Raw genomic sequence first — 13,249 nt, forward strand, 5'->3', positions numbered from 1 at the left:
CCAATCACAGCTAAAACTGCTTTTTAGGGATTCAAATACCAAGTCATGCATCCAGCATCTTTCACGGGAACTTCAAAGATTGCAGTCCAACCAATATTTGTAAATATAAAATTATACATTAAACTATTATATAACATATTTTTCTATGTCAACTATTGCTACAAGATATTTTAGCAGATAAAAAGTTTATCAATAACAGCTTTTAAAACCTATGGAGATTCAGTAAATAAAACCTCAAATGATAATAATCATGTCCAATGTATAGTTAAAATTCATAGTGCATAACGAAAATAAAATCACCTTTTTCGATGCGCTGTTGAGTGATTAGACCCTAATCACTCTGCAAAGCATGTAGGACAACAGAGTGATTAGGCCCTAATCACTCCCTAAAATGTATAAGAATGGACATATATACATTAGTTAATTCACTGTATGACAATGCATTTCACGAAAACATGTAGGAAATCGCATTAGAAAACAAAAAAAATAATAACTAAAAATAATCTTCATCATGCTTTTTTAATAAAATTAAATAGTCGTTTCTTTCATATTTAGTTTAATTCTGCTATCTTTGCAAAGTTTTAAAAACAGATTTACAATATTAACACTAACGATTTTTCTATTTTATGGATAAAGTAAGTTACGCTCTCGGCATAGGTATCGGTCGTCAGCTAGCGCAGATGGGCGCATCAAAATTGAATATAGATGATTTTGCACAAGCAATTAAAGACGTCATATCTAATGGCGATTTAAAAGTTTCTGATCAAGAAGCACAAGAACTTGTACAGAATTTCTTTGCAGAGCAAGAAGCAAAGCAGCATGCAGAATCTGAAGCTCTTGGCAAAGTTGCAAAAGATGAGGGCGAGAACTTCCTTGCTGAAAACGGCAAAAAAGAGGGTGTTATAACAACCGCTTCAGGCTTGCAATACCAAATTTTGCGCGAAGGTAACGGAAATACTCCTAAAGCTACCGATCAGGTAGAGTGCCATTATGAAGGAACACTTATCAACGGAACAAAGTTTGATAGTAGTTATGATCGCGGTCAAACAGCAACATTCCCACTCAATGGTGTAATAGCAGGTTGGACAGAAGGTCTACAACTTATGAAAGAAGGCGCTAAATATCGCTTCTTCATCCCTTACACACTTGGTTATGGCGAGCGTGGTGCTGGAGCATCTATTCCTCCATACGCAGCATTGGTATTCGATGTAGAATTAGTAGCAGTGAAATAATTAATCCTTAAATACAAATAATGAAGAAAATCATTTTGGTAGCGCTTGTTGCTATTGCAGCGGCTACATTTATGTCATGTGGAAATTCCACTCCTAAGGCAGACCTTAAGAGCGATGTAGATTCTATGAGTTATGCAATGGGTATGTCTCAGACTCAAGGTCTGAAAGACTTCTTAGTAGGTCGTATGAAGGTTGACACAACTTACATGGATGAGTTTATAAAAGGTCTTAACGACGGTGCTAATGCTGGTGATGACAAAAAGAAGGCTGCTTACTATGCTGGTATCCAGATTGGTCAACAGATTTCAAACCAAATGATAAAAGGTATCAACACTGAGGTTTACGGTCAAGACTCAACAAAGAGCATCTCTCTTAAAAACTTTATGGCTGGTTTCGTTGCAGGAACAACAGGTAAAACTGGTGATATAAAGATGACTATCGCTCAGGCACAGATGATTGCTCAGAGTAAGATGATGCTTATTAAGAGTAAGAACATGGAAAAGCAGTATGGTCCTAACAAGGCAGCTGGTGAGAAATGGCTTGCAACAAACAAGACCAAAGCTGGTGTAAAGACTCTTCCTTCTGGCGTTCAGTATAAAGTTATCAAAGTTGGCAACGGCCCTCTTCCAAAAGATACATCTACTGTAAAGGTAAATTATGAAGGTCGCACTATTGACGGAAAGGTCTTTGACAGTTCTTACAAGCGCGGTCAGCCTATTACTCTTCGTGCAAATCAAGTTATCAAAGGTTGGACAGAAGCACTTGTTCACATGCCAGCTGGTTCTGTATGGGAAGTTTATATTCCACAGAATCTTGCCTATGGTGATCGCGAGCAGGGTCAAATCAAACCTTTTTCAACTCTAATCTTCAAGATAGAGCTTCTAAGTGCAGGAAAATAAACCATCATTTATATCGTAAATGAAAAAGAAATACATTATTGCGCTCGTCATCATGACGAGCGCTACTTTTAGTTTAGTTCAGGCTAAAGACAAAAAAGACAAGAAAACTAAGCCTGTAACTGTTGAGCAGGATGCTCAGATTAAACTAGTTAGTCCTTCTGATTCTATTAGCTATGCTGCTGGTATGGCTGCAACAGACGGACTTGTTCCTTATCTTCAGCAGCAACTTGGCGTTGACACTGCTAACATGGCTGAATTTGTGAAAGGATTCAAGGAAGCACAGCTTCGCGTAAAGGACCCAGCTTTCAAGGCTTATTCAGCAGGTATGCAGATTGCAAGTATGGTCAACGACCGTATTATGCCTAACATGAAGACTGACTTTGTTGGTTCAAAGGATTCTATCAACAACGCAATTTTCAATGAAGGCTTTATCGCTGCGTTAAACAACGATTCAACACTGTTCACACAGAAGAAAGCAAGCAAGATGTATAGCGACCGTCGTACTGCTATTAACGACAGCAAAAACGCTGTGTACAAAAAGGAGAACGAAGATTGGCTAAAGACAAATGCCCAGAAGGAAGGAATGAAGACTACAACTTCAGGTTTGCAGTATAAGGTTCTTGTTGCTGGTAAAGGTGTAACTCCAAAGGCAACAGACAAAGTAACCGTGAAATATGAAGGTAGAATGATTGACGGAACTGTTTTCGATAGTAGTTATAAGCGCAATCCACAGACTACATCATTCCATTGTAACGAAGTTATAAAGGGATGGACAGAAGCATTGACAATGATGCCTGTAGGCAGCAAATGGGAGATATGCATCCCTCAGGAACTTGCTTACGGTTCTCGTCAAGCAGGTCAAATCAAGCCTTATTCTACTCTTGTATTTACCGTTGAGTTGATTAGCATAGATAAATAAATTGATATCAAATAATTGAAAAATGCGCGATTATCGAAAGATTTTCGCGCATTTTATTGCTTGATTTAATATTTATTTCTATATTTGCTAACACAATGATAAAACCTTTTGATAAAACAATAATAACAAAAAATAATAAAAGTAATGGATAAGATTGATAACCTTGACAAAAAAATACTAAGTATTCTATCTAAGAATGCCCGTATTCCCTTTAAAGACGTAGCTGCTGAGTGCGGAGTCTCTCGTGCAGCGATTCATCAGCGTGTGCAGCATTTGATGGAAAATGGTATAATCACCGGTAGTGGATTTGACGTAAATCCAAAGAGTTTAGGTTACTCTACATGCACCTATGTAGGACTAAATCTTGAAAGAGGCAGTATGTATAAGAATGTGGTCCAACGACTAGTCAACATTCCTGAAATCATTGAATGCCATTTCACAACAGGTCCTTACACTATGCTCTTAAAGCTTTATGCACAGGACAACGAACAATTAATGGATTTGCTTAACAACAAGTTGCAAAGTATTCCAGGAGTTGTTTCAACAGAAACCCTAATTTCACTTGAACAAAGCATTAAGCGTGAGATACCAGTTAATATCGACGCAGAATAATGACAACACAATTTAATCTGGAATCATATCTCGATGAGATATATTCAGAATTTCCAGAGTCCAATCATCAACCGATCATTGGACTCACTGCTAATTATAGTGACATAGATGCCACTATACGTAGTGCATATTATAAACAAATAGTAAGAGCTGGCGGAACTCCTCTTATAATTCCACCTATTGCTGACAAAAACGTTATAATAAACACACTGGAACACATTGATGCTCTTGTGCTCACAGGCGGTGGTGATTATAATCCTTTGTGGGCTGGAGAACAGCCGATAAAAGAACTCCATAATATAAATAAGGAACGCGATTTAGCGGAACTCCTTACGACGCGATTAGCTTACAATCGCCAAATCCCGATGCTTGGAATATGCCGCGGCATACAAACTCTTGCCATGGCTCTTGGAGGAAAAGTAGAACAGGATATAGAAAATCCTTTGGCAAATGAAGATAAATCACCTAAAAAACATATAAAACATTCTCAGGATGCAGATAGGTCTGAGCCAACACATGTCGTAAATATACAAGACAACTGTGTTCTTTCAGGTATATATGGTGACTGTGCTTTTGTAAACACATTCCACCACCAAGCTGTTGCCGCTCCAGGTAATAAATTCCATGTTGTCGCAACCGCTCCTGATGGAGTTATTGAGGCGATAGAAAGTAGTGAATACAAATCCATAATAGGTGTCCAATGGCATCCTGAATGGCTTGGCGATGAAGGATTAAAATTGTTTACTTGGCTTGTTAAATGCGGTGAAGAATTTAATAGGGCAAAACGTTTACATAGCAAGATCCTTACTCTTGACTCACATTGCGACACTCCAATGTTTTTCCCTCAGGGTGTTAAATTTGACCATCGTGACCCACGCATACTTTATGATCTTCATAAAATGTATGATGGACGTCAAGATGCCGTAACAATGGTGGCATATCTACCACAAAAGCCAAAGCCTGGAGAAATTCCAGCAGGGATGTCCCCAAAACAATACGCAGACAGCATATTCAATCAGATTGACGATATAGTGGCAGCAAAGAACAATTATGTTTCTTTAGCGCGTACTCCTGATGACCTTTATCGCAATAAGGCAGAAGGTCGCAAGAGTATAATGATTGGTATAGAAAATGGTTTAGCTATTGAAAACGACATAAAGAATATTGAACATTTTGCAAAACGTGGAATTGTGTATATAACACTTTGCCACAATGGAGACAATGACATTTGCGATAGCGCACGTGGCAAAAACACTCATGGTGGCGTAAGCGAATTCGGCGAAAATGTTATAAAAGAAATGAATCGATTAGGCATCATGATTGACCTCAGCCACGGTGGGGAAAAAAGTTTCTATGATGCGCTCGACATAAGTTCTACCCCTATCGTTTGCAGTCACAGCAACAGCAAAGCATTATGTGATGTACCAAGGAATCTCACAGACGATCAGATGCGTGCTCTAGCACTAAAAGGAGGTGTAGCACAAGTCACGATGTATCATGGTTTCCTCCGCAAAGAAGGTGAGGCAAGTATTCTTGATGCAATAGCACATCTTGAACATGCAATAGATATCATGGGCATTGAGCATGTTGGCATTGGTACAGATTTCGATGGTGACGGTGGAATAACAGGTTTGGCAGATGCTTCCGAACTAATCAATTTCACGACAATGCTATTACGCCGCAAATACAAAGAGGAAGACATACGCAGTATATGGGGAGGAAACTGGCTTAGAGTCATGGATATTGTTCAAAAATATAAATAGCAAATGCCCCCATTTTAACATTATTATATTATGAGAAAATATATGAAAATCGCGATAGGATTGGCTGTTGCAGCCGTTTTAGGAGGTAGTGCATACTATTATAAGAGTGCCAGCACTCAAATTGCAGATATCAACACGACAGAGGAAGTAGAAAAATTGCAACCTGTCGGACCGTCTTTCAATGCTGATAGCGCATATGCTTATACAAAAGCACAGTGTGATTTTGGTACCAGAAACATGAATAGTGAAGGTCATGATCGTTGCGCGGAATGGATTATCGCTAAATTTAAACAATACGGCTGCAAGGTTGAAAGTCAGAAGGCTAATCTTAAAGGTTATGATGGCACAACCCTCAAAAGCCAGAACATCATTGCAAAGGTAAATCCAGAAGCTACAACACGTATACTAATTTGTGCTCATTGGGACAGTAGACCTTGGGCAGATAATGATCCAGACAAGGCTAATTGGAAGAAACCAATTATGGCAGCTAACGATGCTGCGAGCGGAGTTGCTGTAATGATAGAATTAGCACGCTTATTAGATAGTCAAAAAGGGAAGAAAGGAGCACTGAATTCACAATTTGGAATTGATTTCGTATGCTTCGATGCAGAAGACTGGGGAACTCCTCAGTGGGCTAATGTTCAAGATGACGGCAGCAGTTGGGCTCTTGGTGCACAATATTGGAGCAAGAACCTACCACAAGGTTATGAAGCACGTTATGGCATTCTGTTAGATATGGTCGGCGGCGTAGGTGCACAATTCTATCAAGAAGGCATGTCAAAGCAATATGCTCCTGAGATTGTTAATAAGGTTTGGAAAGCTGCACGCCAAGTTGGTTTCGGTTCATCCTTCCCAAATAGTGACGGAGGCATGATTACAGATGACCATATTCCTGTAAATCAAGATGCAAATATTCCTACAATAGATATTATTCCATATTATCCAAATTGCAAACAAAGCAGTTTTGGACCTACATGGCACACATTAGCTGATAATATGGATAATATTGACAAAAATACATTGAAGGCTGTTGGACAAACTCTAGTCCAAGTACTTTGGACTGAGCGTTAAAGTTGTCCAGCCTCAACCATCAATACGACTCTTTCGGTTAGCCTGTCTACTCCGTTAGGGTCGTATTTTTTTGCAAGACTAGCACCGAATGTCCATGCAAAAGCCTGGTAGAATCCAGCACGCACAGGACCAAGAACAGCCTGAAGTGCACCGTAAGCCGAACTTCCGCATTCACGATAAACAAGTTTTATCAATAATTTTCCCTGCGCATAAGTCAGCTTTTTCATTCTTGGAGAGTATTCTTTCTTTATACTTTCCTCAACATATTTAAGATGCTTATCTCGTGCTTTTTTATTTGGAAGAGTCTGTAAATAATCATATGTTTCAACGATAATTTGATTCACTTCCTTCGCGATGGGCAACACCTTCTTTACATTCATTACAAGAATATTGTATGCAGCACGCTGTTTAGGGTCATTAAAAACAGGCTGTGGAAAAACATATATATTGTTTAGCTCCACATATTGTATTGAGTCGCCTCCCATAAGCACTTTCCCGACCTTCACCATTGGCACAAAAGTTGGGTTGTTCATGTCTACCTGCATATCTTCAGGATTAACATGTCCAGGTCTGTCATCGCCTATTTGGGCATTAGCACTCAGTGCAGATATGACAAACATAAATACTATGAGTAATCTACTTTTCATAACAGCGCAAAAGTAATTATATTTTTGCATACGAAGAAATAAATTCTATTTAATTTGTTTAATTGCCCTATTTAGGCTAATTTTGCAATGCAGAACAACAGCTAAAACATAAAATATAACCGTGAAGAAAATATTAAGATGTATTTTTCTTATCACATCTATAAGCCATTCTACCGCTTTAAATGCACAAAACGAACAGAGTTGGGAAGAGTGCTATGATGAAATTCATTCTATAGACGGACAAGAAGATATTAACACAGAAGCAGACTATGATATTCTAAGCGAACTAGCTTCGCATCCTATAAACATCAATGCCGCAACACGTGAAGATCTTGAGCGCATTCCTTTCCTAAGCAGTCAGCAAGTGGAATCTATAATGGAATACATGTATAAATACAATACGATGCAAAGTTTAGGTGAACTTCACATGATTACCAATCTAGATGATGTGTATGCACGCCTATTATCATACTTCATATACATCGGTAATCCTCCTGAAAAAGGTTTACCAAATATTAGTGAAATTTTGAAATATGGAAAAAATGAAATAGTAGCTACTGCTAATATACCAACATATAAACGTGACGGATATAGTAACGGTGATTACCAAGGAAGCGATATAAAACATTGGTTTCGTTACACGTTCAGTTTCGGAAACATTCTAAAGTTTGGTTTTACTGGTGCACAGGATGCCGGAGAGCCCTTTTTCAAGGGGAAAAACAAACTTGGATATGATTATTATTCATATTATGTGATGCTTCGAAATATAGGGAAGTTGAAATCTCTAGCTTTAGGAAGATACAGATTAAGATTCGGAATGGGATTGGTCATAAATAATGATTATAGTTTCGGGAAGTTGGCAACACTTCAAACACTTGGGCGCTCAACCAATAGTATTCGGGAACATTCTTCACGCTCAGAAGCCAACTACATGCAAGGAGCTGCTGCAACTATCAACATATCAAAAGGACTTGACATTACAGGATTTGTATCGTATAGGGATATAGACGCAACCCTAAGCAAGGATTCACTTAACACTATTGCCACTATTACAGGTAATGGATATCACCGCACGGTGTCAGAAATAACACGAAAGCACAATACATCTGTCTTTGCCGGAGGTGGAAACATAAGGTATTTTAACAATGGTTTCCATATCGGCATGTCGGCAATATATTCATCCTTAAACAGAGAACTGCGCCCAGACACTGCACGTATATACAAGCGTTGGTCGGCTTCTGGTACAAAATTTTGGAATGCCGGCATTGACTATGGCTATATTTGCGGTAAATTTTCTTTCAATGGAGAAACAGCAACAGGCGACAGCCATGCTATTGCCACCATCAACAGCTTGAGTTATAAGTTACTGGGCAATTTACAGATTATGGCATTGCAGAGATTCTATGCATATCGATATTACGGAATGTATGCCAACAGTTTTAGTGATGCAGGAAGTATACAGGACGAAAGTGGTATATATTGTGGAATAAACTGGAACGCAAGTCGACATACCACAATAATGATGTACACTGATTACGCATACTTCGCATGGCCAAAATATATGCAGAGTTTTCCAGAAACGCATTCTTGGGATAATATGATTCAATTGGTTTACAATAAAAAACAGTTTTCAATTCTGGCACGTTACAGACTTAGGATAAGGCAACGTGACAATGCCAGCAAGACTGCCCTAGACAATGTGAACGAGCATCGTGGGCGCTTGCAGTTAGGATATAATATAAGAAACATTCAATTCCGTTCACAAGCAGACATGGTATATTCACACCAACAGACAGGGAGCCTGGGGTATATGCTTTCACAAAGCATATTTTATAAGTATCATTGGATTAGTGCCTCCGCAAGCATCGGATACTTTCACACAGCAGACTATCAGAGCAGAGTATATACATACGAACGTGGAGTAATGTATAACTTCAGCTTTCCTGCTTTTTCAGGTGAAGGCATACGCTATTCTGTCAACTTGCGTACCGACATCAATAAAAATATCATGATGATAGCAAGAGTGGGATGCACAGATTATCTGGATCGTTCTGACATTTCAAGCGGTCCACAACAGATACATGGTAGCAGTCAGACTGATATAGACCTGCAGCTTAGATATAAATTTTAGGTATAATAATGTAAATATGATGTCCTAAATTTGCAAATCTGAATAGAACTTCGTAATTTCGCAACGCAATATAATATCATTGCTATGATTTTACTAAGTTTTGACACAGAAGAATTTGACGTACCCCGCGAGCATGGGGTTGAGTATTCATTAGAAGATGGTATGAAGGTTTCCATTTTGGGAACAAACAGAATCCTTGATACACTTAAAACAAATAACGTAAAAGCCACATTTTTCTGTACTGGAAATTTCGCTGAAAATGCTCCCGAAGTTATTAAACGCATCATTGATGAAGGTCACGAAGTGGCTTGCCATGGTGTAGACCATTGGCGTCCAAATGCTAACGACGTTTTCCGTTCAAAGGAAATTGTTGAGCGCGTTTCGGGTGTCAAGACGAGAGGATATCGTCAACCGAGAATGTTCCCAGTCTCTGATGAAGACATAGAAAATGCTGGATTTGAATACAATTCATCACTCAACCCTGCATTCATCCCTGGAAGATACATGCATCTCAATACTCCACGCACATATTTCATGCGCAAGGGTGTAATGGAGATACCTGCATCTGTAACTCCGATAATACGCTTTCCTCTATTCTGGCTTTCACTACACAATCTGCCAGAAAGCATATACTATTGGATGACCAACAGAGTGCTGAAACATGACGGATATTTCGTCACATATTTCCACCCATGGGAGTTTTATGAACTTAAGCAACATCCAGAATTCAAGATGCCATTTATTATAAAAAATCATAGTGGACTGCAAATGGTGCAGAGATTGGACAGATTAATAAAACATCTTAAGAATAAGAATGAGGAGTTTATTACATTCAGTGAATTTGTAGAAAGGAAAAAGGTATGATAAAATTAGCGACCGTTTCTCCATGCTATAACGAAGAACCAGTTCTAGAAGATTCTATAAAAAGACTCACGGAGTTCTTCGATGGCCTTGTCGCAAAGGGGAAAATATCAAAAGATAGCATGATGGTCTTCGTCAATGACGGTAGCAAAGACCAAACTTGGGATATCATCAAAAAGTTGCATAATGACAATCATTATGTAAAGGGTATCTCTTTAGCCCACAACAGCGGACATCAAAATGCTATCATGGCTGGTATGATGGTTGCTAAAGACTGGGCTGACGCAGTAATCACAATTGACGCAGACCTCCAAGACGATATCAATGCAATTGAGCAGATGATTGATGACTTTGAAGAAGGCAACGACATTGTATATGGTGTAAAAGTATCACGTACTGCCGATCCATTGCTGAAGAGAATGTCGGCAGAGGCTTTCTATAAGCTACAGGATCGCATGGGGGTGAAGAGTGTTTTCAATCATGCTGATTTCCGACTGATGAGTAAACGTGCACTAGAAATGCTTGCAGAATACGATGAGAGAAATCTATATTTGCGTGGACTCATCCCATTGATTGGTCTTTCTTCTACAACTGTTGACGACACGATAAGTGAACGTCAGGCTGGTAAATCTAAATATACTCTTCGTAAGATGTTGGGGCTTGCGCTCGATGGAATAACATCGTTCTCAATAAAACCGATATATAACATCATATACATGGGAATACTCTTCCTACTTGTATGTGTAGGCATAGCAATTTATGTAATTCATGCTCTCATTACGGGAACAGCCGTACACGGTTGGGCTTCACTGATGCTTTCAGTTTGGTTTGTAGGAGGAATAATGCTTATTTCTATTGGCGTGATCGGTGTATATATTGGAAAGATATACATTGAGGTGAAACATCGTCCGCTTTATAATATCGCAGAGATACTAGGGAATGAGGAATAAACTACAGTCTTTTTGGAATGATCATCCTCAATGCCATAAGGATGTTGGTAGAGTATTGCGCTTTGGTGTCACGGGATCATTATCCACGGGTTTGCACTATTGTGCTTATTTACTTGCCTTACTCGCTTTCAACGCAACTATATCATATACTATTGGGTATGGTGTTGGTTTAGTATTCAACTATTTCATGACAACCCATTTCACCTTCAAGAAACAATCTTCAAAGAAGAATGCAGCAGGTTTCCTTGCAAGTCACATCATTAATTACCTTCTAGAGATAGGACTTCTTAATTTATTGATGCACTTTGATTTCGGGAAACAACTTGCCGGAATCATGACGCTGGTTATGATTGTACCAATAAACTTTTTATTATTAAGGTTTGTATTCGTGAAACTAAAATAAGTTTCACGAATACAAATAAATTTTATTTATTGAATTGATATAAATCCATATCAAACTCTGCCCAATTCTTGATGAATTTGAATTTATATCCCTCTTTCCTAAATCCGTCTACGCACATCTCATAATCAGAATGAGTTATAACAAGGAAACCGCTTTGAGGTTTCTCATTATAGAAATTATGTACGCGATTATTTAGATAATAATTCAGCTCAAAGAAGTGAGGTTTGTCTCCAGAAGTTCTTATCGCATAATCAATGTATTCATATATCTTGCCTTTGCTTTCAGGTGCAATCCTATCTATACATTCAGCAACAGGTCTTTGAGACTTAACATTTAATGCGGCTGGTGTATAAACTCCATCTACCGACAGATAAAGCGCGAAAGTAAGGGCTATTATGCCATAAACCAATTTATCACCACTGTGTCTTTTCTGATATCTCCACCATGCTAATCCTATTACAGTCGTTGCAAGTATCAAAACATATTGCCACCAACTTCCTATGTTGGCGAAAGCCTGCATAGTTGCAATGTTTGTAATTGCATGTTTTCCGTGTCCTCCAAGTATAGTCAAAGGTGCTACACCTGACTTTATCAAGACAAAGACAACAAACAGCAAAGTAGACAGAACAGAAAGTATTCCGCCATATATGCGCAATGGCTTTTGTTGGCTATCAGAAAGCCACACAAGAAGTTTAGCTATGAAATATGCCAAGAATGGATATATAGGCATTAGATACACAGAACGTTTACTCTGCGGTATACAATAGAATACAAATATAGAAACGGTTGCTATTAATGAATACAGATCTATGTTATCCATACCAAGAATGCCATTCCAGATACTTTTCAAATTTATATTCTTCTTGAAATTCCAACGCACAAAGAACAGAGTCGTTATCAACAATAATATCCAAGGCAGATATCCTGTGAATACCGTTAGGAAGTTGTATGGCCACGGATTTACGCATGAGTCATAACTCATCGTATTGGTCATTCTACCAATATTTTCCTCATACATCAGATCGAGGAACGACTGACCGCCCTGACGATATGCAGCATAGAACCATGCACCGTATATCAAAAGTGAAAGTAATCCAAATGCGACCAATGTAAAGAACGCACGGAAGAAGTTCACCTTGCGCATCAACATGAATATACCCATCACCATACATGGAATTATAGAGCCAACAGGTCCCTTTGTCATTGTGCCGAGTCCCATAAGTACTATCGCAATCCAAGGAATGCCTTTCATTTTGTGCTCATACCATCTCATCAAGTCATATATAGCACAAACCGTGAGCATTGTCAACACCATGTCTACGCGGCAATTACCACCTGCACGATGAAGTTCAAAGCTAGTGAATGCTGTCAATGCTGTGATAATACCAATCTTATTGCCCTTTCGCTTTGCGAAAAACACAAAAGTTGCCATCGTCATTATTATCAATGCCACTGCAGAAGGAATACGTGAAGTAGCTTCAGTCACAGTTCCATAAACACTACTAGCTACAGCAACACACCAGTGGAAGAATGGCGGTTTGTAAGCCGTCTCACCTCCCATATTTGTTGGCAGTACCCAGTTGTCACTGTCAAGCATTGTGTAAGAAACAATAGCTTCACGAGGCTCTCCCTTGGTGTGAAAATCAGATAGACCAAGAAACGGCAGAAGTGTGAATGAGCACACTAATAAAAGCAACCAAAAGTATTTGTTACGGAATAATAATTTCATTTTTGTTAGATAAATCTTTACTTTTGGCAAAA

At 38.7% G+C, this 13,249-nt stretch carries 12 protein-coding genes; 10 read left to right on the forward strand and 2 right to left on the reverse strand.

From position 1 onward, the window contains the following. Nucleotides 1-626 precede the first annotated feature (626 nt). The 6 genes from HEQ28_RS09510 (at nt 627) to HEQ28_RS09535 (ending at nt 6,496) form a co-directional block, all read left to right on the forward strand. Nucleotides 627-1,232: an FKBP-type peptidyl-prolyl cis-trans isomerase gene (locus HEQ28_RS09510; RefSeq protein ID WP_434501996.1), complete on the forward strand. Its 606-nt coding sequence runs from the start codon at nt 627-629 to the stop codon at nt 1,230-1,232. Between the two features lie 20 nt (nt 1,233-1,252). Further along, complete coding sequence (locus HEQ28_RS09515; RefSeq protein WP_434501997.1) at nt 1,253-2,131, forward strand: FKBP-type peptidyl-prolyl cis-trans isomerase; 879 nt, start codon at nt 1,253-1,255, stop codon at nt 2,129-2,131. A 19-nt stretch (nt 2,132-2,150) separates the two neighbouring features. Beyond that, nucleotides 2,151-3,050: an FKBP-type peptidyl-prolyl cis-trans isomerase gene (locus HEQ28_RS09520; RefSeq protein ID WP_434501998.1), complete on the forward strand. Its 900-nt coding sequence runs from the start codon at nt 2,151-2,153 to the stop codon at nt 3,048-3,050. A gap of 144 nt (nt 3,051-3,194) precedes the next feature. Beyond that, the gene (locus HEQ28_RS09525; RefSeq protein ID WP_434501999.1) at nt 3,195-3,662 is read left to right on the forward strand and encodes an Lrp/AsnC family transcriptional regulator; all 468 of its coding nucleotides are present in this window, start codon (nt 3,195-3,197) and stop codon (nt 3,660-3,662) included. Further along, nucleotides 3,662-5,425, forward strand: a complete 1,764-nt coding sequence (locus HEQ28_RS09530; RefSeq protein ID WP_434502000.1) for a membrane dipeptidase — start codon at nt 3,662-3,664, stop codon at nt 5,423-5,425. Before HEQ28_RS09525 ends, HEQ28_RS09530 begins: the two co-directional genes overlap by 1 nt. A gap of 30 nt (nt 5,426-5,455) precedes the next feature. Continuing rightward, nucleotides 5,456-6,496, forward strand: coding sequence for a M28 family peptidase (locus HEQ28_RS09535; protein ID WP_434502001.1), 1,041 nt, complete (start codon nt 5,456-5,458; stop codon nt 6,494-6,496). Here the strand turns inward: HEQ28_RS09535 and HEQ28_RS09540 are convergent. After that, the gene (locus tag HEQ28_RS09540; RefSeq protein ID WP_434504451.1) at nt 6,493-7,116 is read right to left on the reverse strand and encodes a DUF4294 domain-containing protein; all 624 of its coding nucleotides are present in this window, start codon (nt 7,114-7,116) and stop codon (nt 6,493-6,495) included. The genes HEQ28_RS09535 and HEQ28_RS09540 overlap by 4 nt on opposite strands. Before the next feature lie 148 nt (nt 7,117-7,264). Between HEQ28_RS09540 and HEQ28_RS09545 the strand changes: the two genes are divergently transcribed. The 4 genes from HEQ28_RS09545 (at nt 7,265) to HEQ28_RS09560 (ending at nt 11,488) form a co-directional block, all read left to right on the forward strand. Next, the gene (locus tag HEQ28_RS09545; protein WP_434502002.1) at nt 7,265-9,274 is read left to right on the forward strand and encodes a ComEA family DNA-binding protein; all 2,010 of its coding nucleotides are present in this window, start codon (nt 7,265-7,267) and stop codon (nt 9,272-9,274) included. A gap of 84 nt (nt 9,275-9,358) precedes the next feature. Beyond that, nucleotides 9,359-10,138 carry a polysaccharide deacetylase family protein gene (locus tag HEQ28_RS09550; RefSeq protein ID WP_434502003.1) on the forward strand — a complete coding sequence of 260 codons (780 nt, stop codon included), beginning with the start codon at nt 9,359-9,361 and terminating at the stop codon, nt 10,136-10,138. Then, entirely contained in the window at nt 10,135-11,085 is a 951-nt protein-coding gene (locus HEQ28_RS09555) for a glycosyltransferase family 2 protein (protein ID WP_434502004.1), read from the forward strand. The genes HEQ28_RS09550 and HEQ28_RS09555 overlap by 4 nt, the downstream gene beginning before the upstream one ends. Beyond that, the gene (locus HEQ28_RS09560) at nt 11,075-11,488 is read left to right on the forward strand and encodes a GtrA family protein (protein ID WP_434502005.1); all 414 of its coding nucleotides are present in this window, start codon (nt 11,075-11,077) and stop codon (nt 11,486-11,488) included. The genes HEQ28_RS09555 and HEQ28_RS09560 overlap by 11 nt, the downstream gene beginning before the upstream one ends. 22 nt (nt 11,489-11,510) lie before the next feature. Here the strand turns inward: HEQ28_RS09560 and HEQ28_RS09565 are convergent, their stop codons facing one another. Further along, nucleotides 11,511-13,217 (reverse strand): ArnT family glycosyltransferase, encoded by a 1,707-nt coding sequence (locus HEQ28_RS09565; RefSeq protein ID WP_434502006.1) that lies wholly within the window; start codon nt 13,215-13,217, stop codon nt 11,511-11,513. Nucleotides 13,218-13,249: the final 32 nt, after the last annotated feature.

The organism is Prevotella sp., assembly GCF_051059605.1.
In the GTDB taxonomy this organism is placed as follows: Bacteria; Bacteroidota; Bacteroidia; order Bacteroidales; family Bacteroidaceae; genus Prevotella.